Source organism: Lacrimispora sp. 210928-DFI.3.58, assembly GCF_020554865.1.
Lineage (GTDB): Bacteria > Bacillota > Clostridia > Lachnospirales > Lachnospiraceae > Enterocloster.
Genome location: NZ_JAJCIC010000005.1, coordinates 139,996 through 164,490 on the forward strand (window position 1 = coordinate 139,996; position 24,495 = coordinate 164,490).

Sequence of the window (24,495 nt, forward strand, 5' to 3'; positions counted from 1 at the left end):
GGGAAAGGCTGAAATAGCCGGAGATTCCGGCGGGAAAACGCTGAAGGCAGAGAGAAAGGTGCAGGGGAAGCGATGGAAAATCCATTATTGGAGCTACAGGAATATGACAATCTGCTGCAGGCATTGAGGGCAGGAAAAGGGCCTCTTCAGGTAACAGGTACTCTGGATTCCCAGAAGGTGCACCTGATGCATGAGCTGGCAGAAGGGGGAGGCCTCCCCTGGAAGCTGGTGGTGACCTATGATGAGCAGCGGGCCAGGGAGATCTATGATGATTTCAGGAATTTTACAAGGCAGGTGTGGCTGTATCCGGCCAGAGACCTGCTGTTTTACAGCGCCGATATCCATGGAAATCTCATGACGCGGCAGCGCATTGCCGTGCTGCGCCATTTGATGGAGGATGAGGGCGGTGTGGTGGTCACGACTATGGACGGTCTTATGGACCACCTTATGCCCCTGGCATTTTTAAAGAAGCAGGTCCTTACGGTGGAGAGCGGACAGGTCATTGATCTGGATGTGTGGAAGGAAAGGCTCACGGAGATGGGCTATGAGCGCATGGCCCAGGTGGATGGCATGGGACAGTTTTCCATCCGGGGCGGGATCATCGACATTTTCCCACTGACAGAGGAGGTCCCGGTGCGGATCGAGCTGTGGGACGATGAGGTGGATTCCATCCGTACCTTTGACCCGGAAAGCCAGCGCTCTGTGGAGCAGCTGGAGGAGCTGGCCATCTACCCGGCAGCGGAGCTGGTACTCTCAAAGGAACAGCTGGAGACAGGAAGAGGCAGGCTGGAGGAAGAGGAAAAGGCTTACGAGAAGGCTCTCAGGGAGCAGCGTAAGATAGAAGAGGCCTCCCGCATCCGCGGGATCATAAAGGAGCTGGCGGATGGGATCCGGGAAGGCTGGAAGATAAGCGGACTGGATGGATATATAGGGTATTTTTGCAAGGAGACCGTGTCTTTCCTGGATTATTTCCCGGCAGGGGACAGCGTGATCTATCTGGATGAGCCTGGGAGGCTGAAGGAAAAGGGAGAGACGGTGGAGCTGGAGTTTCGGGAAAGCATGGTCCACAGACTGGAAAAGGGGTACCTGCTTCCGGGACAGACAGAGCTCCTTTTCACGGCCGCAGAGGTGACCGCAAAGATCCAGAGGCCCTACACAGTCATGCTCACAGGGCTGGACCAGAAGCTGCCGGGGATGAAGGTCAATGGAAAGTTCAGCTTTGACGTGAAAAATGTCAATTCCTATCAGAACAGCTTTGAGATCCTCATTAAGGATCTAACAAGGTGGAAAAAGGAAGGCTACCGGGTGATCCTCCTCTCTGCCTCCAGGACAAGGGCCAGCAGGCTTGCAAGCGATCTGCGGGAGTATGACCTGCGGGCATACTGCCCGGATGGGCCGGGAGAAGCAGAAGGAGGCCTAAGGCAGGGCCCGGAAAGCGCCGCCGGGAACGCCATCCAGAATACCCCGGAAAATATCGCTGAGAGCAGCTTGGGGGCAGGAGCAGCCTGCCGTCAGGTAAAGCCCGGCGAGATCATGGTGACTTACGGAAACCTGCACCGGGGATTTGAGTATCCTCTTTTAAAATTCGTCTTCATTACAGAGGGCGATATGTTCGGTGTGGAGAAAAAGAAAAAGCGCCGGAAGAAGACGAGCTACCAGGGAAAGGCCATTCAGAGCTTTTCAGAGCTGTCAGTGGGAGATTATGTGGTCCATGAGGAGCATGGCCTGGGTATCTACCGGGGCATTGAGAAGGTAGAGCGGGATAAGATCATCAAGGATTATATTAAGATCGAATATGGGGACGGAGGCAACCTGTACCTTCCGGCCACCAGGCTTGAGAGCATCCAGAAATACGCCGGGGCCGAGGCAAAGAAGCCGAAGCTCAACCGGTTAGGCGGAAGCGAGTGGAATAAGACAAAGACCAGGGTAAAGGGAGCCGTCCAGGCCATTGCAAAGGATCTTGTAAAGCTCTACGCAGCCCGGCAGGAAAAGAACGGCTTCCAGTACGGCCACGATACCGTATGGCAGAAGGAGTTTGAAGAGCTGTTCCCCTATGAGGAGACGGAGGACCAGCTGGACGCCATTGACGCGGTCAAGCAGGATATGGAGAGCAGGAAGATCATGGACCGCCTGATCTGCGGCGATGTGGGCTATGGCAAGACGGAGGTGGCCCTGCGGGCAGCTTTCAAGGCCGTCCAGGACAGCAAGCAGGTGGTGTATCTGGTGCCTACCACGATCCTTGCCCAGCAGCATTACAATACCTTCGTACAGCGCATGAAGGATTTTCCGGTGCGGGTGGATATGCTGTCCAGGTTCTGCACGCCGGCCCAGCAGAAGAAGACCCTGGAAGGGCTGCGTAAGGGCATGGTGGATGTGGTCATTGGAACCCACAGGGTATTGTCAAAGGATCTGCATTTTAAGGATCTGGGACTCCTTATCATTGATGAGGAGCAGCGCTTCGGCGTTGCCCACAAGGAGAAGATCAAGCAGTTAAAGGAGAATGTGGATGTCATGACATTGACAGCCACCCCTATTCCTAGGACTCTCCACATGAGCCTGGCCGGGATCCGGGATATGAGCGTGCTGGAGGAGCCTCCGGTGGACAGAACGCCCATCCAGACCTATGTGATGGAGTACAATGAGGAAATGGTGCGGGAAGCTATTCACCGTGAGCTGGCACGCAATGGACAGGTGTATTATGTATATAACAGAGTGACAGATATTGATGAGGTGGCGAATGGGGTCCAGGCTCTTGTTCCGGACGCTGTGGTGACGTTTGCCCATGGCCAGATGAGGGAGCACGAGCTGGAGCGGATCATGGCGGACTTTATCAACGGCGATATTGACGTTCTGGTGTCCACGACGATCATAGAGACGGGACTTGATATCCCCAATGCCAATACCATGATCATCCATGACGCAGACAGGATGGGATTGTCCCAGCTCTACCAGCTGAGGGGACGGGTGGGCCGTTCCAACAGGACCTCCTACGCCTTTCTTATGTATAAGCGGGATAAGCTCCTAAAGGAGGAGGCGGAGAAACGCCTTCAGGCCATCCGCGAGTTCACAGAGCTGGGATCCGGCATCAAGATCGCCATGCGTGACCTGGAGATCCGCGGAGCCGGAAATGTGCTGGGAGCAGAGCAGCATGGGCATATGGAGGCCGTGGGCTATGACCTGTACTGCAAAATGCTGGGCGAGGCCGTGCTGGCCTTAAAGGGAGAAGCGGTGGAGGGAGATTCCTACGAGACTGTGATCGAGTGCGATATTGACGCCTATATACCGGGCTCTTATATCAAAAATGAGTATCAGAAGCTGGATATTTATAAGAGGATCTCTGCCATTGAGACAGAGGATGAATATATGGATATGCAGGATGAGCTGATGGACCGCTTCGGCGATATTCCCAGAAGCGTTGACAATCTGCTTAAGATCGCAGAGCTTAAGGCATTAGCCCACAAGGCTTTTGTGACAGAGGCTGTAATCAACCGCCAGGAGGTGCGCCTGACCATGTATCAGAAGGCCAGCTTGAAGACAGAGGGCATTCCGGAACTCATGCAGAGCTACAAGGGGGACTTAAAGCTGGTGCCGGGAGAGGTTCCGGTGTTCCACTATGTAGACAGGCGCAGTAAGAACCAGGACAGCCTTGCTATGATGGAGAAGGCAAAGGAGATCGTAAAAGGGATCGGGGAGCTGAGAGTATGAGGCCTCTTGTAAAAGAGGGCTTTGCATTCGTCCGGAATCACTGGCGGACTGCCGGCACCTGGACGGATTTGACCTTCACTCCGTCCACCTTTCCCAGATCTCCTGCAAAGGAGCTGATCTGGTTCTGGGTTCCATGCATTACCACGCTGATCACAGATACGCCATATTCACGGCAAGGAACACCCAGGCGGGCAATGATGGACTGGGACTGGAGATGGAATTTTTCATTTACTGCGTGAACAGATTCGGGATTGCTGATAATGCAGCTGATAACGGCGAGACGCTCTTCCATATGTGGAGCCTCCTTCTTTTGATATGATACCAGGGGCAAAAGGCCGGAAATCCGATACAAGCTTGCTTGCAAGAGGATTTTTGACCTTGGGACCGATATCAAAGTTATCATAGCATAGCTGCAGGGATCATGTAAAGGCAGAAACTCAAGCTAATTTGTACTTGCTTTTTCCAGCGAGCCGGGCTATGATGGTAGATAATAGAATAAAATCTTTCTCTGATGCGAAGCAGCCCTGAGATAAAGAGAGAGTGGATGGATAAAGGCGGTATGTATGGCATACGGCCCTCATAATGAAGCATCAAGCAGAACGTGCCAGTGACGCGTTTTGCCGGATTTGGCAGCATTTTATGAATGGATATGTCCTCTCTCTGGATTTCAGAGAGGGGATTTTTTTATAACATCGTATAAAGCAATGGAATGAGGGGAGTATTGGCTATGTTGAAATTGGCAATTTATGGAAAAGGAGGCATTGGAAAGTCCACCATCGCCTCCAACTTATCTACAATGCTGGCTTTGAGGGGAATGCGGGTGATGCAGATCGGGTGTGATCCGAAGGCGGACTCCACCATACAGCTCCATGCTGGGAAAAAGGCTGTCCCGATCCTGGACCTGATGCGGGAAAAGGGAGACAAGGCCTGTCTGGAGGAGATGGTGACAGAGGGCAGGCATGGTATCCTCTGTGCGGAGGCAGGAGGTCCCACACCGGGGCTGGGCTGCGCCGGAAGGGGGATCATCACTGCTTTTGAGGCCTTGGAGGAACGCCGCGCATTTGAGAAATACAGGCCGGATGTGGTGATCTACGATGTGCTGGGAGATGTGGTCTGCGGCGGGTTTGCGATGCCGATCCGGGAGGGATATGCGGATAAGGTCTTTATTGTCACATCCGGGGAAAACATGGCGATCTATGCGGCAGCCAACATTGCGGCAGCAGTGAAATGCTTTGAGGAGCGGGGCTATGCCAGTCTGGGCGGCCTGATCCTGAACCAGAGAGAGGTAAAGCGGGAGAAGGAGAAGGTGGAGGAGCTGGCCGGAGAGCTGGGGACAAAGATCATTGCAACGTTAAGCCGCAGCAGCTTGGTGACGGATGCGGAGGAGCTGGAATGTACGGTGTGCGAGGCATTTCCGGACAGCAGCATTGCCGAGGAGTATGAGAAGCTGGCGGATGCTGTGCTGGCGGTGTGCAAAACGAAGGGAGAAGGAGAACATGCTTAAGAACCTGCACGAACTGACCGGAGGCATAGGGAATGAGGCCTGTGCGGTCAAAACGGCCGGGAGTGGAAACGCTGCAGAAGGAAACGCTGCAGAAGCCAGGCATCCTGAGGGCAGGATCACAGAAGCCGGAGCAGTAATCCCCTTAAGCCAGGTGGACTCCCTGAACCCATTTACATATGGCCTTGAGTACAGCGCTCCGGCCAGGGGCGGCTGGACCATTGTCCATACAGGCTTTCTGCTTCCTGAGAGCCATGAGGTATTTGTCTGTGCCCAGAGCTGCCTCAGGGGTGTTGTGCTCTCGGCGGCAGAGCTTTATGATTCCCATCGGTTTTCCACGATATCGGTGGATGAGGAATCTGTGCTGGAGGGCAATTGCGAGGAGATCATCATTGAGGGCGTTACACATATTCTGGAGGGGTTGGGAAAAAAGGGCCCTCTTCCGAAGGCTCTGCTGCTGTTTACAAGCTGCGTCCACCATTTTCTTGGAACGGATCTGAAGCTGATCTTCCGGGAGCTGGAGAGGCGGTTCCCTGAAGTGGGCTTTGTGCAGTGCTGGATGAATCCGGTCATGAGAAAGACAAAGCTGCCCCCGGATCCGTTTATGAGAAAGCAGCTTTATTCCCTGTTAAAGCCGGCGGAAACAAACATGCGGCAGGTGAACATAATAGGGAACAATCTGGCGATCGAGGGCAGTTCCGAGCTCTATGACATACTGGAGGGAAAGGGATTTTCCGTAAAAGACATCTGTACCTGCCGTACATTTGAGGAGTACGGCAGCATGTCTTCTGCCTGCTTAAATATTGTCACCCATCCTCTGGGGCGTCCTGCCGCAAAGGAACTGGAGGAACGCCTGGGGCAGAGATGGGTCTATCTGCCAGTCAGCTATGACTGGGATGAGATAGAGTGCCATTGGAGAACACTTACAGGGCTTTTAGAGCTGGATTATGGAGAAATGGAGGAGTTTCTTGCAGAGCGAAAAAGCGAAGCCCGAAAAGCCTTCAAAACTCTTGCAGAGGAACTGAAGGACTGGACAGTCGCTATTGATTACACAGTGTCCGCCAGGCCTCTCGGTATGGCGAAAATGCTGACAGAATGCGGTTTCCATGTGGACAGGATCTATATTGACACGATCTCGCCGGAGGAGAAGGAGACTCTTGAGTGGCTGAAGGAGCATTGTCCCCGGATGGAGCTTGCTCCTACGGTGTACCACAAAATGGCAGTGCTGCCCAGGAGCATGGCCCAGGACAGGAAGGTGCTTGCAGTGGGACAGAAGGCAGCCTATTTTACCGGAACAAGCCATTTTGTAAACATGGTGGAGGACGGAGGGCTGTATGGCTACGGAGGGCTCTTCGCATTGGCGGGCCTTATGCGGGAGGCTGCAGAGACAGAGCGTGAAGCGGAAAACGTGATCCAGGTAAAGGGATGGGGGTGCTGCTGTTGAAACGGGTAAACAGGATATTGCCGGTATATGCGGCAGATATATCAGGAATTTGTTCTGCTCTTTATGAGCTGGGAGGAATGACGGTCATGCATGACGCCTCAGGCTGCAATTCCACCTATACTACCCATGATGAGCCCAGATGGTATTCCATGGACAGTATGGTATATATTTCCGCCCTGTCAGAGCTGGAGGCAGTGATGGGAGACGATGGGAAGCTGGTAAGGGACATTGTGGATGCAGCCAACAATCTTCATCCGGCTTTTATCTGCATAGGCGGAACACCGATCCCAATGATGATGGGAACGGATTTCAAGGGCATTGCAAGGATGATCGAGCGCCAGACAGGGATCCCGGCCTTTGGGATCGCGGCCAATGGGATGCACTCCTATGTGCAGGGGGCAGGAGAAGCTTTGAAAAAGCTGGCGGAGCGGTTCTGCGGGCCAAGGGAGGAAAGGGGAGCAAGGGATGGCTGTATCCCGGTAAATATATTGGGAGTAACACCCCTTGACTTTTCACTGACAGGAAATATCGCTGCCATGAAAACATTTCTCAGGGAAAGGGGCTTCTCTGTTGTCAGCTGCTGGGCAATGGAAAGCAGTCTGGAGGACATAAAACAGTCGGGCAACGCGGAGGTGAATCTGGTGGTCTCGGCAGCAGGCCTTCCGGCTGCCAGAGCATTAAAGGAGATCTACGGAACTCCCTTTGTGACCGGCACTCCGGTGGGAAGAAGGGCAGCTTTGAGACTGGCAGCCCTGCTCAAGGAGGCGGCGGACTCCGGGAAGGACCTTGTGCTGTGGAGGGAAGAAGGAGCCTTTGGGGAGGACAAGAGCGGTCCTCAGACAGGAGAAATCCTGGGCCTTGCCGGGCTTTTGGATTCCCTGGAGGGAAAAAGAGTGCTTCTGATCGGAGAGCAGGTCATTGCCAACTCCTTGAGATGCAGTCTGAGGGAGGACCTCGGTGCGGGAGAGGTTCAGGTCATCTGCCCAACAGAGGGCGAAGCCTGCCTGGCAGAGCCCGGGGATATGCTGGAGTGGGATGAGGATAAGGTAACAGAGGCCATGTCCCGGAGTGAGGTGGTCATAGCCGATCCTCTGTACCGGTTTACCTGTCCTGCTGACGGCAGCGTAACCTTTGTAGAATTTCCCCATGAGGCTTGTTCAGGGAGAATGTTCCATGGCAGAATGAAGCCCTTTGTGTGGGATGGAAAAGAATAAAAGAGGCCGTTTTGGACGGCGGAATGGAGAGGGTATCATATGAAAAAGGTAACAGCATTACTGTTGGGGATCTGCCTGGTGGCAGCCGGCATTTCCGGATGCGGGGGAAATGGAGCTGCCCGGAGCACAGGAGGAGGAAAGCCCCAGGTGGAAGCAGAGGAGCAGAAGGCAGAAGGAGCCCAGGCTTCGGAAACCATCACGGTCACTGACCATACGGGAGTCCAGGTGGAGCTTCCGGCTCAGGTAAACCGTGTTGTGGTGACGGATATCCTTCCCCTGCCGTCCATTCTCACCGTATTCTTAGGCTCCGGGGAAAAGATCGTGGGCATGAGCCCGGCCAGCATGAGCGCTGCCCAGTCCGGCCTTTTGGGAGAGCTGTTCCCGGATGTTTTAAATGCCAGCACAGATTTTATCAGCGGAAGTGATGTAAACATGGAGGAGCTGATGAAGCTGGAGCCGGACGTGGTGTTCTTTAATGCGGGAAGCAAGGAGCTGGGAGAGTCGCTGCGTTCGGCAGGCTTTGCCGCAGTGGGTATTTCTGTAAATAAATGGGAATACAATGCCATCGAGACCTACGACCAGTGGATCGCTCTTCTCAGTGAGATCTTCCCGGAAAAGGGTGATACCTCAGAGCGGGTATCAGAATACAGCAGGAAGGTCTGCGAGGATATCCAGAAGAGGGTTTCCTCTGTTTCCGGGGAGGAAAAGAGAGATATTTTGTTCCTGTTCAATTACAGCGACACCACCATGATCACCTCAGGAAAGCGGTTCTTTGGCCAGTTCTGGTGTGACGCTGTGGGAGGCAGGAATGTGGCGGAGGAGGTTGCAGCAGAAAATTCCAATGCCGTCATCAATATGGAGCAGGTATATGAGTGGGATCCGGACGTGATCTTCATTACCAACTTTACCCCTGCCCAGCCTGAGGATCTATATGAAAACGCAGTGGGCCAGGACGACTGGAGTTCTGTAAAGGCGGTGGAAAACAGAGAGGTGTATAAGCTGCCCCTGGGAACCTACAGAAGCTATACCCCCAGCACAGATACACCCATGACCCTTCTTTGGATGGCAAAGAATGTATATCCGTCCCTCTTTGAGGACGTGGATATGACGGAAGAAGTAAAGGCCTACTATAAGGATATGTACGGCGTGGAGCTCACAGACAGCCAGGTGGAACGCATGTACCATCCGGGGCGGGAGGCAGCCAAGGGGTATAAAAAATAGTTGAGCGCCAGAGCGCGAAACTATTTGCTACGCAAACGAAGCGAAGCGAAGTTCGCGGTTCACGTATGTTTTTATGAAGCGAGGTACGAGCGTAATAAAAATAGTTGAGCGCCAGAGCGCGAAACTATTTGCTACGCAAACGAAGCGAAGTTCGAGCGTGATAAAAATAGTAAGGATGGAAGCTTGAAAATGAAAGGAAGGAACTTAAGCTGGAACCGGTATTGGACAATAGGGGCAGCGGCAGTCACATTGACGGCTGCCGCCCTTGCCATGGTGACAGGCCGTTTTTCCATACCGCCAAAGGAGCTGGCTGCAGTGCTCTTTCCCGGAATATTCCCGGAGACAGTGGTGTCGAAGCAGGTACAGACCGTGATACTCAATATCCGCCTGCCCAGAGTGATACTGGCGGTCCTGGCAGGAGCAGGGCTTTCAGCAGCAGGGGCGGCATTCCAGGGATTGTTCGCCAATCCGCTGGCGACTCCTGATACTTTGGGAGCGGCCAATGGAGCCTCCTTTGGCGCAGTGTTCGGCATTCTCTTAGGACTTCCTGCCATGGGGATCCAGCTTTCAGCCATGGTCATGGGAATCGCTGCGGTTCTCATGGCCTGGGGCTTTTCAAGGGTAAAAGGGACGCTGCCGCCCCTTATGGTGATCCTGGCAGGAATGGTGGTAAGCTCCCTGTTTTCCGCCCTGGTGTCCCTTGTAAAATATGCAGCAGATCCCCAGGATGTTCTGCCATCCATTACATACTGGCTTATGGGAAGCATGGCTTCCACTACGAAGACGACTCTTTTCATGGGAGCTCCCTTTATCCTGGCAGGAAGCCTGCTCTTGTTCCTTCTGCGTTGGAAGCTCAATTCCATGTCCCTTTCCGAGGATGAGGCCAGGTCCTTAGGTATTCCCGTAAAGCGCATACGCGGCCTGGTGATCCTGGGCTCTGCCATGGTGACAGCGTCCGTGGTATCCATGTGCGGTCAGATCGGATGGGTAGGACTTTTGGTCCCGCATATGGTGCGTATGATATTTGGAAATGACAACCGCTCTGTGATACCGGCCAGTATGGCCTTTGGCGGAGTGTTTATGCTGCTCATTGACACCATTGCCAGGTCAGCCACGGCATCGGAGATACCGGTATCCATCCTGACCGCCCTGGTGGGAGCGCCCTGCTTTCTGCTGCTTCTTCGGAAAACGGGAGGACTCAGGCTCTAAACCTGCATACGCCCAGCGGGGAACGCGCTGCCTCACCATGAAAGTCTGGTGGTGCATTTGGCATACCGGAACGCATGCTGCCTGATCGGCGGCGGGAGTTGATTATGTTTGACACGGAGGAGGAAACAGATGGTATTTGAAGTGAAAAATGGAAGCTTTGGGTATCCCCGCAGCCAGAATATACTAAAGCACATCACCTTTTCCATGGACCAGCCGGAGGTGCTGTCTGTTCTGGGAGCCAACGGCGCAGGAAAGACCACACTGCTTAAATGCATGCTGGGCCTGCTTCCCTGGCGGGAAGGCGGGACGTATCTGGATGGCAGGGATATAAAGGATATCCCGTATCACCAGTTCTGGCAGAAGGTGGGTTATGTGCCTCAGGCGAAGGCCTCTGTTTTTTCATGCAACACGGAGGACATGGTCCTTTTGGGGCGAAATGCCCATCTGGGGACCTTTGGGCAGCCGGGAAAGCGTGACAGGGAGATTGCGGAGGAATGTATGGAGGAGATCGGCATTGCCCACCTAAAGGGCAGGGCCTGCAGCCAGATAAGCGGCGGTGAGCTCCAGATGGTGTTGATCGCCAGGGCGTTGGCCGCCAGGCCCTCGGTGCTGGTGTTAGACGAGCCGGAGTCTAACCTGGATTTCAGGAACCAGCTGATCGTGTTGCGTGCGATCGAGCGCCTGTGCAGGGAAAAGGGGATCTATGCGGTGGTAAATACCCATTATCCGGAGCATGCCCTGTCCATCTCCCAGAAGGCTCTGCTTCTCACCGAAGAAGGGGAGGCTGTGTTTGGAGCAGCGGATGAGGTGCTGAGCGAGGCGAACCTGGACAGGGCCTTTGGGGTGGAAGTGAAGCTGTATCCGCTGCAGCTGAAGAACAGAACCTTTACCTGTGTGCTGCCGGTGGGGCTGAAGGAGGCATAGTGTGGTGGCGAGTCCGCCAGACTTTCATGGTGCGGTAGTTCGTCCGCTGCTGGGCGCATACAGGTTTACTATAGGAGATATTATGGATTCAATAAGAGAATTGATCAATAAGCTGGAGAAATGCCATATATTAAGCAGAGAGGAGCTCTGCTTTCTCATTGACAATATAGGGCAGGAGGATGAAGCCTATCTTTATGACAGGGCCAGAAGGACAGCTCTGGCACATTACGGAAATGCCATCTATGTCAGAGGACTGATGGAATTTACAAATCACTGTAAAAATGACTGCTACTACTGCGGTATCCGCCGGGGCAATCCCAATCTTACCCGCTACCGCCTGAAAGAGGAGCAGATCATGGACTGCTGCCGTGAGGGCTATGAGCTGGGCTTTCGCACCTTTGTCCTTCAGGGCGGGGAAGATCCATGGTATACGGATGATAAAATTGCCTGTCTTGTGAAAGGCATCAAGTCTATGTATCCCGACTGTGCTGTCACACTCTCCGTAGGTGAAAAGGAATATGAGACCTATAAAATGTGGTTTGATGCTGGTGCGGACCGCTATCTGCTGCGCCATGAGACAGCGGATCCCTGTCATTATGCCAGACTCCATCCAAACCAGATGTCCTCAGAGCACAGGAAGCAGTGCCTAAAGGATCTGAAGGCCATTGGTTTTCAGACGGGCTGCGGTATCATGGTTGGTTCTCCCTTCCAGACAACGGCGCATATCGCAGAGGATATGGAGTTTATGTATGAGCTTCAGCCTCAGATGGTGGGGATCGGTCCTTTTATCCCACACCATGATACGCCCTTTCGCGATAAGGCGCCGGGCACTTTAAGGCAGACACTGCTGCTCCTTGCCATGGTGCGCCTGATGCTGCCCTCGGTCCTGCTTCCGGCCACCACAGCCTTAGGCACCATAGACCCAGCAGGAAGGGAAAAGGGCGTCATGGCCGGGGCCAATGTTGTCATGCCGAACCTCTCTCCCCTGGAGGTGAGGAAAAGCTACATGCTCTACGATAATAAGATCAGCACAGGCTCCGAGGCAGCCTCCAATATCAAGGAGCTGAAGGAGAGAATGGAGAAAATTGGGTACCGGGTAGTGACAGACAGAGGAGATTTCAAACGCATTTAAAATCAATATAAAGTATAAATTCCTCCCTTTTACAGATACTACATTTACGGGCAGCATTGAAGATAAATGTCAGAATGTAAAATGGAGGAATTTTATTTATGAAAGCTACAGGTATTGTAAGAAGAATCGACGATCTGGGCCGTGTGGTGATCCCGAAGGAAATCCGCCGCACACTTCGCCTGAGGGAAGGTACGCCGCTGGAAATTTTTACCGATAGGGAAGGAGAAATCATCCTGAAGAAATATTCGCCTATGATGGAGCTGACAGCATTTGCAGGGCAGTATGCAGAGGCAATGGCACAGTCCACCGGGCTTTTGGTATGCATCACTGACAGGGACCAGGTGGTTGCAGCAGCCGGTGGGGCAAAGAAGGATCTGCTTCAGAAGACCATCAGCCGCCAGCTGGAGGTAGCCATCAATGAGCGCTCCACGATCCTGGCAGGGAAGGATGACAAGGCATTTATCAACCTGGTGGATGAGGAACTGGAAGGAATCACAGCCCAGGTGGTTGCTCCGATCATCTGTGAGGGCGATGCCATCGGGGCCGTGGCCCTTATGAGCCGTGAGCCCAGGGCAAAATTCGGTGATATGGAGACAAAGCTGGCTGCCACTGCTGCCGGGTTTCTGGGACGTCAGATGGAGAGCTGAGAAAATAGAAGAGTGGGGCAGAAAATGGGAAGGCTGCTGCAGACGGAAAGTGAACCGTTTGCAGCAGCCTGTTGCTTTCTGCTTTTATTTCCCTACATCCCGTCCCAGGGTGATCTCCGTGGACGTAAAGTTTTCAATGCTCTTTGTCTTCTCAAAGAAATGAGGCATTTTCTGTATCATGGTCTCCTTGCGGTAAAAATCGTCCTCCTCTGTGATGGGAAGGGCGACTGTCTGGCGGAGAGCGGAGGATTTGTAGATCGCCATAATGAGTTCGATCGCTTTCCGCCCTTCTCTTCCGTCTGTCAGAAGAGGTTCCTTTCCCTGAATGGCAAGAAGCAGGTTTTTTATCTGGGCCGGATGGCCCTCTAACTCCAGTTCAGGAATGGAGTGATAGATGTCATCCAGTTCCTTTTCATAGGCCTCGTCCTGTTTGGGGAAGCCGTTGGGAAGGGGAGTGGCAGAGGCAGGACTCCAGGGAATGCTTAAGCGTCCCTTTTCTGTCTGGAATATCATCTCCTGGGCCTCACCGTAGTCCACAATGGAGGTGCCGATATGGGCAAAGGTCTCCGGGTACTCCAGGATCGCCATTCCCACATCCTCCAGCTCCGAGTTGTGGTGTCCCACATTTTTCATGACTGCGGTCACGGAATCCGGCATGCCGATCATCCAGAGCAGCAGGTCAATGTGGTGGACAGAGTGGCTTGTAAAGCTGCCGCCGCATTCCGTGGCCCATGTACCGCGCCACCAGAGATCATAATAATTCTCACCCCGCCACCATAAGGAATTTACCACTGCATGAGTCACTCTGCCGCCTACACCGTCCTGCAGCATTTTATGTATCCGCTGCATGGGGGTCTTAAAGCGGTTTTGGCAGACAATGCTCAAATGCTTTCCTGTTCTCTCAGAGGCAGCGATCATCCGGTCGCACTCCTCCAATGAGTTTGCCATAGGCTTTTCCACCAGCACGTGGCAGCCCATTTCCAGGGCTTTTACGGTATTGTCTGCGTGGGCTGAGGGCGGCAGGCAGATGGAGACAAGATCAATGTCCTCGGCCTCGATGGCCTCCTCCATGGTCCTGTAGGCCTTTGCCTGGTTGAGATGGTGCTTTTCAATGATATCCTGGGCCTTTTCCACATAGATATCACAGACTGCGCGAACCTCGCACAGTTCGGGGAAGCGGATGAATGCCTCCGCATGGACACCGGCAATTGCTCCGGCTCCAATAATTGCTGCTTTTATCATAGTATCTCCTATCCAATTACATTCGCCATTGTCTGAGCTCTGATGGCAAGCTCGATTGCTTTGAATTCGGTTTCCTGGTCATAGGCATTGTCCGTGCGGTCGAGGCAGTCGCGGATGAGCTGTCCAAAGAAGGGGAAGCCGATCTGCCCTGCTGCCCGGATATGGCGTTCACCCTCGTGATTGACAAGGTAGAGATGGTCACCCTCCTTGTCATTGGCAACATCGATGTATTTGCGGATCTCGATGTAGCCGTCAGAGCCAACGATGATCGTCCGACCGTCTCCCCAGGCTCCTAAGCCGTCAGGGGTAAACCAGTCAAGACGCCCGTAAGCAGCTACGCCGTTGTCACAGGTCAGCATCATATCGCCAAAGTCCTCAAAGCCGGGATATTCCTTGTGCTTCAGATTGCCTGTGCGGCTCTTTTCAATGACAGCGTCCTTTGCGCCTGCATAGACAAGCATCTGTTCGATCTGATGGCAGCCGATATCCACCAGGATGCCGCCGTAACGTTTCTTATCAAAAAACCAGTCAGGCCTTGTGGGAAGGGACAGCCTGTGGGGGCCAAAGCCATTTATACATATAATATCACCGATCGCCTTTTCCTCCAACAGCTTTTGGGCATAGACAGCTGCCTCTACATGGCGCCGTTCACTGTAGTAGACTGCATATTTCCGGTTGGTGCGTTTTACGGCTTCCCTTGCAAGGGAAAGCTGCTCCTCTGTGATCAGAGGAGGCTTGTCAGCAAAATAGTCTTTGCCATGTTCCATGGCCTCGATCCCTAAGCGGCACCGCTCATCCGGCACAGAGGCCGACATGATAAGACGTATATGGTCATTTTCCAGTATTTCCTCCTTGCAGCGGGCGGCCTTCACGCCTTCATAGCGCTGGCAGTAAGCGGCTACCTTTGCAGGATCAGGATCATAAACCAGGGAAAGACTGGCACCGGCCTCCATAAGCCCGTTGCTCATCCCAAAAATATGTCCATGATCCAGCCCTATAATGCCTACGGGAAATTCGCCTTTGCCGCATACGGGCCTTTCCTTTCCTTTGGGGGCATAGTTTTGTCCGTCTGATTTTATCTGCATGGTGTTCCTCCTTGTGGATTGTATTTGTATTGACCGGATATCCTATCCCATAAGGCTGGGAAGGAAGGTCACAAATCCTGGGACGAGATAGATGATCAGGATAGCAAACATGATCACTGCAATGTAGGGCATGAGGGGCCTCACACTCTTTTCAAGAGGAAGCCCTGCAACGCCGCAGGCAATAAACAAAAAGGTTCCCACAGGAGGAGTGATCGCACCTATCTGCATGATGATGATCATAATGATGCCGTAATGGATGGGATCAAACCCAAATGCATTTCCTACAGCAACTACAATACCGCCGAACATTGCCACGATAATGGTAGGATCCAGGAAGCAGCCTAATATCAGAAATACGATTATCAGGAACAGGGAGGCAAGATGACGGTTCCCTAATGTATTGACAGCAAAAGCCAATACCTCGTTCTGGAGCTGCATTCGGACAAGTACGTTTGCAAGTACGCCTGCAGCAGCGATCGTCATAAATACAACAGCGGTAGTAACTGCTGAATCAATGAGAATTTCCGGAAAGTCCTTTAATTTCAGCTTTTTTGAGATAAAAAAGCCGTAGAATAAGCTGTAAGCAATGGCAAGTACGCCTGATTCCGTGGGTGTAACAAAGCCGAATACGATGCCGCAGAGGATAATAAGCGGGGTAATAAGAGCGCCGATCGATCCGAAAGAGGTACGTATAAAGCTTTTTAAGGAAAATGGAGTGATCGGTATGTCATAGCCCCGCTTACGGTATTCCACATAGTTTACGCCGCACTGCAGCAGCGTTATCAGTATGCCTGGAAGATACCCGCCTAAGAACAGTTTGGCCACAGGAGTTTCCGTATAAAAAGAGTACAGGATCATGATAATACTGGGAGGAATGATCGGACTTAGCATGGAAGAGCCCGCTGTCACTGCCACAGCATAATCCTTATCATAGCCCTGCTTCTCCATAGCGGGGATCAGCATACCGCCAATGGCAGAAGCATCTGCTGCACCGGAGCCCTGAATACCGCCAAAGAGCATAGATGTAAGGATGTTTACATATCCGAGACCGCCTTTGAACTGTCCCACAGCCGCATTTGCAAAATTTACAAGCTTATCCGTGATCTGCGCCTTGCCCATAATATTTCCGGCAAGGACAAAGAAGGGGATCGCCATTAGGGAGAAGGAATTAATACTTCCGAACAGGCGGATAGTTACAAGGGAAAAGGGGATATCCATTGCAACAACGAAGATGATAGCAGTCATCAGCGTTGCCATAAAAATTGGAAATCCCAGAAAAATGAACAGCAATAATACTGCAAAAACGAGCAGTGCCTGTATCATACGTTTCCCTCCTTTTGTGGTTTCTTTTTAAACAGCAGTACCAGATATTCCATGATCAGCAGGGCACAGCCTACGGGAATGGAAGCATAAAACCAGGCAATGGACATATTGGGAAGATTCTGGAGCATTGTATGGGTGCTGTTGCGGGTATAATTGATGCCTTCCTTCGTCACGGCAGCAAGTGCTGCGATAACGATTATAATGGCAGCCTTCTTTGCGATCGTTACCTGTGCGGGCTTTAAGAACTTGTTCAGGAAAAATTCTACACTAAGATGAGACTCCTTCTTAACGCCTACACTTGCGGCCAGAAAAGCCACCCAGATTGCAGTAAGCCTCACCACCTCGTCACCCCAGGCAAAGGGTTTTAAATCGGCAGATGTAAAATATCTGAGGACAATCTGGATAAGGCTCAGGATAATGACTCCGCCAAGCAGAACGATGATCGTGCATGCGCGGATCCTATCCAATAATTTATATATTTTTTCAAACATGCTGTCCTCCTTAAAACCAGCTTGTTATAAAAGGGAAGTGTTCTGACGGCAACCCGTTGGATTGTGACGCAGCACTTCCCTTTTTGTGAAGCTACTTTTTCAGTTCAATGATCATGTCAATAAAGGTGTTCCAGTTATCGCCCTTCTGGCGGTATTCATCCAGCATGGGAGCGCAGGCTTCAACCCATTTATCCAGGTCAGAAAGCTCTGTTACCGTAACGCCCTCGGCCTTCATAGCCTCCAGCGCTTTTTCATTGTCACTGTCATCCAGTGCATCCTGGAAGGCCTCTGTCTCGTCAACGGAATCCTTGATGATCTGCTGCAGATCCTCAGGAAGGGACTTAAACCAGCTGTCATTGAAATAGAACTGAATGCAGGCCATGCAGTGGTTGGTAAGGGCCAGATACTTTGCATTGTCCTGGAACTTCATGGAGTTGATCATAGAAGGAGATGCTTCCATGCCGTCCATGACCTTTGTCTGGAGAGCGGTATAGACTTCGTTCCAGTCCATCGTAGTACCAGATGCGCCTAAGGAGTCAAACATGGAAATGTACACTGCATTTGGGCCTCTCATTTTCAGACCCTTCATGTCTTCCAGCTTTGTGACAGGAGCTACGGTAAGCATATCTCTGGAGCCCATGGACATGGTGCCGTAGGTGTAGAAGCCGTAGGAGTTCAGTCTGGCATTTACCTCATCCTCCATAGCCCTTGTGATCTCCCGGTACTGTTCGTTGCTGTCAAAGAGGAAGGGGAACTCGTACATCTGTAATTCAGGAACCCATACTCCGGGGCCTGTGCCGGGTGCTGCCAGTACCAGCTCCAAAGCTCCGGCCTGGCACATTTCCACCTGCTCGGACTGGCTTCCCAGCTCGCTTCCAAAGTTAGCGGTCGTCTTGATGCGGCCGCCGGATTTTTCTTCTACTGTCTTACAGAAGAACTCCAGGGCCTGTCCAATGGTGCCCGTCTGTGCCTGATTGGTGGTGGTGCGGAGTTCATAGACCTTGCCATCGTCTGCGGGGGCAGGTGCTTCGGTTTCTTTGGCAGCCTCCGTGGTTTCAGCTGCGGCTTCTGTCTGAGGGGCGGCAGTGGTAGCTGTACTCTGATTGGAAGAGCAGCCGTAAAGCCATGTCGCTGCGGCCAGGACCGCTGCAGTTAATAAGAATGTTTTCTTCATAATTCCTTCTCCTTTTTTGTAATGATGATAAACAGTTATTGCTTTGGTAAGTATTATTATAGCATCGTGATATTTTTATAACGATGGTAATAAATGCTCTAAACATTGTGAATCCTGCTTTATCATTATCGAAAAAATTAAAAATCGCAGCAATTATATGCTTTTTTATGGTATAATTTATTAAAAATTTGAGGTAAAGGGAAGGGGAGGATAACAGGATGTCAAAACTTCATTTTACAGGCCATCAATACTATCTGGATGAGGACTACAGGATCTATACCTATTATGATACCAACAAGGAAAAGATCTATAAGCATACCCATGATTTTTATGAGATGTACAGGCTGATATCCGGCCATGTGAAGTATTCCACGGCAGGGAATTCCTTTTACCTGAAGCCGGGGGATTTCCTTTTTATCAATAAGCACCAGGAGCATTTCCCGGAGGTGATGGACTTCTCTCAGCCCTATGAGCGCATGGCCCTTCATGTTTCGCCGCGCACCTTAAGGGAGCTGTCCTGCGATGGGGTGGACCTGACAGCTGTATTTTCACGGAATGAGTTTAAGGTCTATCATTATCCTGTTGCCATTGAAACACAGATCATTTCTTATTTTAATCAGCTGTTTGATCTCTATGATAAGCCGGATGCCTATGGCAGGAAGATACTGGGCAGAAGCCTTCTTGCTTCCCTTTTTGTGCTGCTGACACAGCATATGGATACGCCTTCGGTCTATTCTTTTGATAAATCCAATAAAAATATCCAGATCATATCTGTCACGGAGCAGTACATAAGAAATCACATAGAAGAGAAGATCCTGATCGAGGATCTGGCAGATTATCTGTTTATGAATAAGTATTATTTCATGCATCAATTTAAGGAGATATCAGGAGTGCCGGTTTACCAGTTCATACAGAAGGTGAGGCTTGAAGTGCTGAAGGAGCAGATAGAAGGAGGGAGCAGTCTGCTTGTGGCTACAGAGCGCTGCGGCTTTGGGGATTATTCTAATTTTTACCGGTATTTTAAGAGGGAATTCGGGTGCAGTCCCAGAGAATATTTTCAAAAGTAAACCCCATCCGGCGTTAGACGGCAGATGGGGCAGCAGAACTCGCGCAATGTTTTGATCTGTTATCTGATGGAGTTCTCCGATGTCTGCTTGATGAGCCATTCCTTAAAATAAGGCTGTATCACGCTGAAGGGAGCAGGACCCATATCCAGCAGGAAACGGTGAAAATCCATATTCTGAAAATGATCTCCTAAGGTCTTCATGGCCTCCTCTTTCATATTGATGATCTCCAGATATCCAACGTAATATTCCAGATAATTGGATGGGTTTTCAGCAATGTCATAGTAAATGGTAGTGATGACATCGGGATCGGAGATGCTGAAATACTGGTCTAAGTAGCTTTTCACCTGCTCCACGTTCCATCCGTCATAGTGGATATTGATATCCAGGATCCCATACAGGGCAAGGGTAAAGGAGGCGTTGTGCATAAGGAGCTCTCCCAGTGCAGGTTCCAGTCCGTTGTCCAGCCCATAGGCGTAATATTCCACATAGGTGGCCCAGCCCTCCGTGTAGCTGGAAAAGCTCAGGAGCTTTCTTAAGTTGCAGTCATTGCAGGCATTAAAATAGAGTGTCTGGTACATATGTCCCGGATATCCCTCGTGGGCCAGGGTGGTGTAGAGGTTCTGGGAGGCTGTAGTGGTCCCGTTATTGATGTAAATGGAATTGTCCTGGGGCCGGTCAATAGGAACGGTAAGATAAAAGGCAGGGCTTAAAATGGGCTCCAGCGCCTTAGGAACGTCCTTGATATTGCATACATAGTCCTCGATGGCGGGGAAATCTTTTCTGCACTGCTGCCTTAAGTCCTCCATAATGGCATCAGGCTCAGTCAGCCGGAATGCATAGTCAAGCATTTTCCTCTCTCCGATATCTGGATGATCTGTCAGAAGCTGATCCATGGCCTGCAGATCCTTCACCATCTGGGCGGTAATGGCATTTTTCAGAGTCTGGATATCTTTGTAGGAGGTTCCGGTAGCGGAGTTTACCAGATATTGATAATACTCTTTTCCGCGGGGATAATGGGAAAGTCCCAGTTCATTTGTGCCTTTTCCCTTTAAAGCAGTAAGGCCCTCCACCAGCTTCTGGTAGGCAGGTACAAAATGCTCGTCAATGGCTGCCAGATTTCTGGCTTCATAGTCCTTTTTCTCCTCAGGTGTCAGCTCTGCCAGCTGATCCAGGCGCTCGGAAAATGTCTCCGTCATAAAGCTGTGCTCCGCATCCAGCAGATAAGCATTGCAGGATTCGATGATCCGGTCGATCACCGTATCGCATAAGCCCAGCCCGGCGTCTGCCCGTTCCTTTTCAAAAGCAATGATGCTGTCGTAATAGGTGTCAATGGAACACAGTAGGGAGAGATAGTCCTCCACATCCCGGGCAGAGTAAAAGGTATATTCTGACAGAAGGATAGGAAGCTGTGCCTGTATTCCCAAGGAGGAGGAAAGGGGCTGCTCGTAGAGCTCCATTCCTTCACTGGACAGCAGGGTATTCAAAAAAGAGGAGAGAATGGTATATGTAAGCCTCTGGTCCTCCCGCAAAAGGCGACTGTCGATTTCATTTAGTTCGTCATTTAGGGATTTTGCATCAAGGATGACCTGTTTGCTGTCCTCCAGGGAAAAGGTCCCCAGGGTGTTATCGTAGTCCGTGATGCCATAGGCGGCCGGATCGGCCAGGGTATAGTGAAGGGTAAGAAGGGAACTGGAAGCTTCGTCACGGAACAGATCCTCGGCCAGGGCATCAAAATCCCTCTGAGCCTTCAGTGTTTTTTCTTCATACTGCTCATAGGAAGGCTCTGATTGGGCAGCACTTGTCTCAGAAACAGAAGGCGCAGTTTCGCCTCCCTTTTCCCCAAAAGTACAGCCTGACAGCAGGCAGATGGACAGTATAAAAGACAGTATCAGCTGGTAATAGAGTCTTCTGGATTCCTTCATCGTCGTTTTATTCCTCCATAAAGCCGGACAAGGCCCGGACGTTGTACTGTGGATATTATATAGTATATGAAGAAAAATTACAACTTATGAGCGTTCCGGCGGCAGAGAGCAAGGGATCCCTTATTCATGATCTGATTCATCGGAAGAAGTGGCTTTGTCGGGCTCGCTGGCATTTATTAAATGATGAAAATCCAATAGGGAGGAGTCTGATGCTGCGGTTTCTTTATCAATTCCGATATTGAAGGTGATCTGAAGGGATAGTTCAGGATTTGTTGGGCAAACATGTTCATAGATAATGGATTTGCCCTCCCACCTGCCCTTGGTACTTTCCAAAGGAAGGGCAGTGCGTACGTTGCCAAACAGGAAACCGTAATCCCGCATATAGTGGATAAAGGGTATGATGAATCTTCCCTTTTCTGTTAAATAGTATTCTGTATGGAGGGATTGGCCATTCATGTTCGTATGGGTGATCAATCCGTCATTTTCCAGTTCGCGCAGCTGTTCCGTAAACACCTTATGGGAAACGTTTAAGGTAATCCCGCGTTTGAGGCAGCCATAGCGGACAGGAGCAGGGTCACTGGAGCTCAGCTGCCATAAAATGCTGGGCTTCCATTTGCCGCCGATCGTGCACAGGGTATAGCGCAAAGGAGCGGACATCTTAAATTGATCATCATATCGCATAAGTTCACCTCAAAAATGATAGTAAGAAATATTTCATGTCTTATTGAATTATACGTGATTGGTAAATAGTTGTCAAACTTTAAGGTTAGTACTTACTATTAAGTGCGTAATTGAAAAAAGGGGTTCAGCAGGCTAGAATGAAAGTGACCAGGTCAGACAACCGCTTTCCAGAATCTGTAAGCCGGCCAATAGATATCTGGATGCACAACTACAATTGAATACATTGAGAAGGAGAATATGGGATGAAGTATTTGGTTACTGGCGGCAGCGGATTTCTCGGAAGTTATGTTGCAAAACAATTGCTGGCCCGTGGGGATGAGGTGGTGTGTTTTGATCTGCCGCCGAAAACAGGTCTGGAGGAGACCTCTCTGGCTGAGGTGCTCACAAAAGATGAGATGGAAAAGGTCAAATTTGTTGGCGGTGATATCACAGATGATAAAAAGCTTGTTGAATTGTGTAAGGAAGAGAAGATCGACATGATCATCCACTTGGCTGCCATGCTGACAGACGCCTGCCAGAAGAATATGCAGCTGGGAATCAGGGTCAATATTCTGGGAACCATTAACTGCTTTGAGGCAGCGCGCGCCTGCAACATGAAACGGGTGGTATATGCAAGCTCCGGATCCGTATTTGGAAATAAGACCTATGCGCGCCTGGGAGTTGTCGGAAATGAGGCACCCCATGATCCGGATAGTATCTATGGCAAGATGAAAGATTTCGTAGAATACTGTGGAAAATTCTATCATGATTTTTACGGACTGGAAACAATCGGCCTTCGGTTTACCGTCATTTATGGAAAAGGCAGGAAACGCGGAGGCGCTAATTTTATTAAGGCCATGCTGAATGATCCGGCTCTCGGTATCCCTTCTGTGGCAGATGCCACCGATGGTTCTAACTTTGTCTATGTTGCCGACTGTGCAAGAGCATGCCTCCTGGCAACACAGATCCCATATAAGCGCCATGCCTATACGATCACAGGGGAAACTCTGCCGGCAAAGGAACTGCTGGAATATGTAAAAACCATTCTTCCGGATGCTCGGATCGAGCTTCGGATCAATGAAAACTCCAGTGTTCCACGTATATTCGACACAACGGCGGAGGAGCAGGAGCTGGGATACATACCGGAATACGATCTGAGAAAGGGAGCGCTGGCTACGATCAACAGCGTCCGGGCCGATGAAGGCCTGCCTCCGGTAGGTATCGAATAGCAAGGACAAGTGGGGGTGTGGTGAGGTATGCTGGATGCCAGTATTCTTGCATTATTGATTCTTATTGTTACGGGAGTTTTGTTTGCCACACGTGCAGTCAGCATGGGAATGGCCTCTCTCATTGGAGTACTGCTGATGCTTATTACAGGAATCGTCACACCGGATGATATTGGGAAGGGATTCGGCAGCAATATGTGCCTTTTTGTCGCCAATGTCAATGTGATCAGCGCTGCTGTATTTGAGACAGGCCTGGCAGGAAGGATCGGAAGGCTGATCTGCAGCTCAGATTGGCTTGTCCACAATGAACGCAGATTTCTGGCTGCCATTATCACATTTGCGGGGATCATGACAATGTTCGTTGCAAATGTCCCGGTGGTGGCTCTGTTTCTTCCGATATGCTCTGCTGTGGCAGCAAGCTCAGAAGGAAGGATAGAAAAGAAAAATATCATTATGGCAATGGGGTTTGCAGGAAGTATTGGAGGAACGGGCTCCCTGATCGGCTCCTCTGTCAATCTGACCGGAGCGGCCAGCCTGGAGGCAACAACGGGGGATACCCTTGGGATGTTTACCATGCTGCCTGCAACCTGCGTTCTGCTGGGTTGTGTGCTCGTGTACTATGCTACGGTGGGTTACAGCCTTCAGAAGCGCTGGTTTACCTTCAGCGAGGAGAGAGAAGAGAGCAGCGCCGTGGATACAACATTCCACCGGAAAAGGGCTGCGATCGTAGGAATTATATTCATCGCTATGATGGCCGGGCTTATGAAAGGACTGTGGAATTTTGCAGTCGTATCCATGATCGCCACACTGGCATGTATTTTAACAAACTGCATTTCCATGGAAAAGGCAGTGAAATCCATTGAATGGGACATCGTGATCATGCTTGCCATGTCTACCGTGATGGCAAATGGGATCAACCAGTCGGGGCTGGGCGTACTGGCGGCAAGGACGATGCTGGATCTGTGCGGCGGACAGGAGGCTTCCTCCTATCTTCTGCTGGGGCTGGCTGTGTTCGTTTCCTCCGGGCTCAGTTGTGTGATGCTGAATAATACAGTGACAGCCATTCTGATACCGATTTTCTGTTCCATGGCCCAGCTGATAGGGAGCAATCCCGTTGTCTTTGCCATTGCGATCATCTGCGGCTGTAATATCTGTTATGCAACACCCATCAGCACAACGGCCATAGCCATGACGGCTGTGGGCGGATACCGCTTTTCAGATTATGTTCGTGTAGGGGGGATCCTGACACTGATAAGCGATATTTTTCTGGTTTTGGCTCTGCCGTTATTATATGGGGTATAAAAAGCG

Annotated in this window: 20 protein-coding genes; 12 read left to right on the plus strand and 8 right to left on the minus strand. The window is 51.1% G+C overall.

What is annotated here, in order from left to right; translation table 11 throughout:
• The first annotated feature begins 72 nt into the window (after positions 1-72).
• Positions 73-3,705, plus strand: coding sequence for a transcription-repair coupling factor (gene mfd, locus LIZ87_RS05345; RefSeq protein ID WP_178315894.1), 3,633 nt, complete (start codon positions 73-75; stop codon positions 3,703-3,705).
• 37 nt (positions 3,706-3,742) lie between these two features.
• Here the strand turns inward: mfd and LIZ87_RS05350 are convergent, their stop codons facing one another.
• Entirely contained in the window at positions 3,743-3,997 is a 255-nt protein-coding gene (locus tag LIZ87_RS05350; RefSeq protein WP_178315893.1) for a TM1266 family iron-only hydrogenase system putative regulator, read from the minus strand.
• 435 nt (positions 3,998-4,432) lie between these two features.
• On the opposite strand from LIZ87_RS05350, the gene LIZ87_RS05355 reads away from it, so the two are divergent.
• The 8 genes from LIZ87_RS05355 (at position 4,433) to spoVT (ending at position 12,997) form a co-directional block, all read left to right on the plus strand.
• Entirely contained in the window at positions 4,433-5,209 is a 777-nt protein-coding gene (locus tag LIZ87_RS05355) for a nucleotide-binding protein (RefSeq protein ID WP_178315892.1), read from the plus strand.
• Positions 5,202-6,650, plus strand: coding sequence for a nitrogenase component 1 (locus LIZ87_RS05360; protein ID WP_178315891.1), 1,449 nt, complete (start codon positions 5,202-5,204; stop codon positions 6,648-6,650). Before LIZ87_RS05355 ends, LIZ87_RS05360 begins: the two co-directional genes overlap by 8 nt.
• Positions 6,632-7,864 (plus strand): nitrogenase component 1, encoded by a 1,233-nt coding sequence (locus LIZ87_RS05365; RefSeq protein ID WP_178315890.1) that lies wholly within the window; start codon positions 6,632-6,634, stop codon positions 7,862-7,864. Before LIZ87_RS05360 ends, LIZ87_RS05365 begins: the two co-directional genes overlap by 19 nt.
• Before the next feature lie 39 nt (positions 7,865-7,903).
• Entirely contained in the window at positions 7,904-9,085 is a 1,182-nt protein-coding gene (locus LIZ87_RS05370) for an ABC transporter substrate-binding protein (RefSeq protein ID WP_178315889.1), read from the plus strand.
• Positions 9,086-9,274: 189 nt separating this feature from the next.
• Entirely contained in the window at positions 9,275-10,294 is a 1,020-nt protein-coding gene (locus LIZ87_RS05375) for a FecCD family ABC transporter permease (protein ID WP_227145697.1), read from the plus strand.
• 129 nt (positions 10,295-10,423) lie between these two features.
• A complete protein-coding gene (locus tag LIZ87_RS05380; protein WP_178315887.1) occupies positions 10,424-11,218 on the plus strand; it encodes an ABC transporter ATP-binding protein in 795 nt (264 codons plus the stop codon).
• An 82-nt stretch (positions 11,219-11,300) separates the two neighbouring features.
• A complete protein-coding gene (hydE, locus tag LIZ87_RS05385; RefSeq protein ID WP_178315886.1) occupies positions 11,301-12,350 on the plus strand; it encodes a [FeFe] hydrogenase H-cluster radical SAM maturase HydE in 1,050 nt (349 codons plus the stop codon).
• A gap of 98 nt (positions 12,351-12,448) precedes the next feature.
• On the plus strand, positions 12,449-12,997 hold the full coding sequence (spoVT, locus tag LIZ87_RS05390) for a stage V sporulation protein T (protein ID WP_178315885.1): 549 nt from the start codon (positions 12,449-12,451) through the stop codon (positions 12,995-12,997).
• Between the two features lie 84 nt (positions 12,998-13,081).
• On the opposite strand, the gene LIZ87_RS05395 is transcribed toward spoVT, so the two are convergent.
• From LIZ87_RS05395 to LIZ87_RS05415, 5 genes are all read right to left on the minus strand, one after another.
• Entirely contained in the window at positions 13,082-14,239 is a 1,158-nt protein-coding gene (locus LIZ87_RS05395; RefSeq protein ID WP_227145699.1) for a Gfo/Idh/MocA family protein, read from the minus strand.
• An 8-nt stretch (positions 14,240-14,247) separates the two neighbouring features.
• On the minus strand, positions 14,248-15,324 hold the full coding sequence (locus LIZ87_RS05400) for a Gfo/Idh/MocA family protein (RefSeq protein ID WP_227145702.1): 1,077 nt from the start codon (positions 15,322-15,324) through the stop codon (positions 14,248-14,250).
• A 42-nt stretch (positions 15,325-15,366) separates the two neighbouring features.
• Positions 15,367-16,647 carry a TRAP transporter large permease gene (locus LIZ87_RS05405; RefSeq protein WP_178315139.1) on the minus strand — a complete coding sequence of 427 codons (1,281 nt, stop codon included), beginning with the start codon at positions 16,645-16,647 and terminating at the stop codon, positions 15,367-15,369.
• A complete protein-coding gene (locus LIZ87_RS05410) occupies positions 16,644-17,138 on the minus strand; it encodes a TRAP transporter small permease (RefSeq protein ID WP_178315141.1) in 495 nt (164 codons plus the stop codon). Before LIZ87_RS05410 ends, LIZ87_RS05405 begins: the two co-directional genes overlap by 4 nt.
• 91 nt (positions 17,139-17,229) lie before the next feature.
• The gene (locus LIZ87_RS05415) at positions 17,230-18,312 is read right to left on the minus strand and encodes a TRAP transporter substrate-binding protein (protein WP_178315143.1); all 1,083 of its coding nucleotides are present in this window, start codon (positions 18,310-18,312) and stop codon (positions 17,230-17,232) included.
• A gap of 218 nt (positions 18,313-18,530) precedes the next feature.
• Between LIZ87_RS05415 and LIZ87_RS05420 the strand changes: the two genes are divergently transcribed.
• A complete protein-coding gene (locus LIZ87_RS05420) occupies positions 18,531-19,379 on the plus strand; it encodes an AraC family transcriptional regulator (RefSeq protein WP_178315145.1) in 849 nt (282 codons plus the stop codon).
• A 59-nt stretch (positions 19,380-19,438) separates the two neighbouring features.
• On the opposite strand, the gene LIZ87_RS05425 is transcribed toward LIZ87_RS05420, so the two are convergent.
• Positions 19,439-21,301: a DUF885 domain-containing protein gene (locus LIZ87_RS05425; RefSeq protein WP_178315147.1), complete on the minus strand. Its 1,863-nt coding sequence runs from the start codon at positions 21,299-21,301 to the stop codon at positions 19,439-19,441.
• A 120-nt stretch (positions 21,302-21,421) separates the two neighbouring features.
• Positions 21,422-21,982: a winged helix-turn-helix transcriptional regulator gene (locus LIZ87_RS05430; protein WP_178315149.1), complete on the minus strand. Its 561-nt coding sequence runs from the start codon at positions 21,980-21,982 to the stop codon at positions 21,422-21,424.
• Between the two features lie 242 nt (positions 21,983-22,224).
• Between LIZ87_RS05430 and LIZ87_RS05435 the strand changes: the two genes are divergently transcribed.
• Together LIZ87_RS05435 and LIZ87_RS05440 are read left to right on the plus strand one after the other, a co-directional pair.
• Positions 22,225-23,190: an NAD-dependent epimerase/dehydratase family protein gene (locus LIZ87_RS05435; RefSeq protein WP_178315151.1), complete on the plus strand. Its 966-nt coding sequence runs from the start codon at positions 22,225-22,227 to the stop codon at positions 23,188-23,190.
• Positions 23,191-23,217: 27 nt separating this feature from the next.
• Positions 23,218-24,489 carry an SLC13 family permease gene (locus LIZ87_RS05440; protein ID WP_178315153.1) on the plus strand — a complete coding sequence of 424 codons (1,272 nt, stop codon included), beginning with the start codon at positions 23,218-23,220 and terminating at the stop codon, positions 24,487-24,489.
• Positions 24,490-24,495 lie beyond the last annotated feature (6 nt).